This is a genomic window from Polaromonas sp. P3_C2 (assembly GCF_056402675.1).
The window spans coordinates 1-1302 of record NZ_JBFUGX010000931.1 but is presented as its reverse complement, the minus strand read 5'-3'; the positions used below and the strand labels follow the sequence as shown (position 1 = coordinate 1302).

Genomic DNA, 1302 nt, shown 5'->3' with positions numbered 1-1302 from the left:
ACGGTCACCTGCGCCCAGTCGGTTTTGATAATCAGGATGCAACGTTTACGAGTGGCGAATCGGGCTATCTGGACGATGATCCGTATCGTCAAAACGGCGGTGTGGTGGCTTTTGACCCGGACGGAAATTCAGATCAACTTAGTTTTGGACTGAGTGCATCGGCACAGCATGGCCATGCCTGGGCCAACCTGTACACAGCGGCAAACGCGCCGGACTCGATCGATCACACCCAGGCTGGCTCCTATTGGGTCAGTGAGACGGGCGCGTGGCAGTATTACAGCCAGYGAGGCGATGGCTACAGCGGTGCTGATCCCTTCAGCATCAATGTGACTGACAGCGGCGGTGCCGGTACCACCGTTGCCATCAATACCGTGCATATGGGTTCTAACGCAAGTGGTGGAGGCGGCGGTAAAAAGCCTGTCACGCTGGACCTGAATGGTAATGGCTTGCAATACGTGGGCCTGGACGATTCCAAAGCCTATTTCGATGTTAATAGCGACGGCTGGCGAGAGCACTTGGCGTGGGTGTCGACCGACGACGGTTTGTTGGTGCGTGACATAGGCGCCGACCGGGTGATTGATCGTTTTGATGAAATATCTTTTACAAGCTACCTCGCCGGTTCGCGTACTGACCTGGAAGGCCTTGCCACTTTTGACAGCAATGGCGACGCCTTGCTGAGCCGGTTGGATGCACGTTGGCGGGAATTCGGGGTTTGGCAAGATGCTGATGGCAATGGCGTGAGCTCTCTGGGCGAGTTTCATACCTTGGACGAAATCGGCATCACTCAAATTGGTCTCACAAGCGACCATCAAATCCGGCAGTTGGACGGTGTCACTGAGCTGGGGCAATCTCGCTTTACGTGGTCGGATGGTCGCACGGGTGCTGTGGGTGATGTGGCGTTTGCGGTTGATGAAACCGCTCGCTTGCCAGGTACGTTAGCGGCTATGAATGCTTCTGAGGCTGGTCGCGCTTCGACGGCGGCCGCTATCGCACAGCCCAATGGTGATGCTATTTCGGTTGCGCTGGTCGAACCTGTTGCGACCTCTGTAGTGGCTGTGCCGCTCACGCCAGAGCATATGGCCTTGCTGATGGTGCAAATGATAAACACTGTTACTGGAGCCCAAGACACAACACCGTTGATCAGCATTGAAGCGATTGACGGTCAAGATTCGCATGACGCCCTGCTGGCTGCTCAGGTGCAGTGGGAGCAGGCTGCGCAATCGCCGGTTGTTCAATTGCATGGATCTGCCGCGTGAAAATCGCACCACCTACATTGGGCGACATTCCGCAATTGGTGGAGCT

At 56.0% G+C, this 1302-nt stretch carries 1 protein-coding gene; it reads left to right on the top strand.

Going from position 1 to position 1302, the window contains the following annotated elements:
* The coding region (locus tag AC1DWI_RS23505; protein WP_477725957.1) for a hypothetical protein at window positions 1–1256 on the top strand (1256 nt) is incomplete at its 5' end.
* Between the last annotated feature and the right edge of the window lie 46 nt (window positions 1257–1302).